Consider the following 265-nt stretch of genomic DNA (forward strand, 5'->3'; position numbering starts at 1 on the left):
CGGGTGTGTACGGACCGGAAGAGGTCGCGCTGCTGGAGCTATTCGCTTCCCCGGCCGCGACGCTTCTGGCCCATATCCAAACCTCCGGGACGGTGGAGCGGATCAGCACGGAGCTGCAGGCGGCCCTGGACAGCAGGGACGTCGTCAATCAAGCCCGCGGGATACTGATCGAACGGCATGGGCTGACCCCCGACCGGGCACTGCACCACCTCCTGCGCATAGCCCGGGATAGCAAAAGTACGCTGCAGGCTGTCAGCGTCGATCT

At 65.3% G+C, this 265-nt stretch carries 1 protein-coding gene; it reads left to right on the plus strand.

What is annotated here, in order from left to right; genetic code table 11:
• A partial coding sequence (locus SB847_RS21335) for an ANTAR domain-containing protein (RefSeq protein ID WP_410578649.1) occupies positions 1-265 on the plus strand: 265 nt, incomplete at both ends.

Source organism: Bacillus sp. SIMBA_026 (genome assembly GCF_046535335.1).
Lineage (GTDB): Bacteria > Bacillota > Bacilli > Bacillales > Bacillaceae > Bacillus > Bacillus velezensis.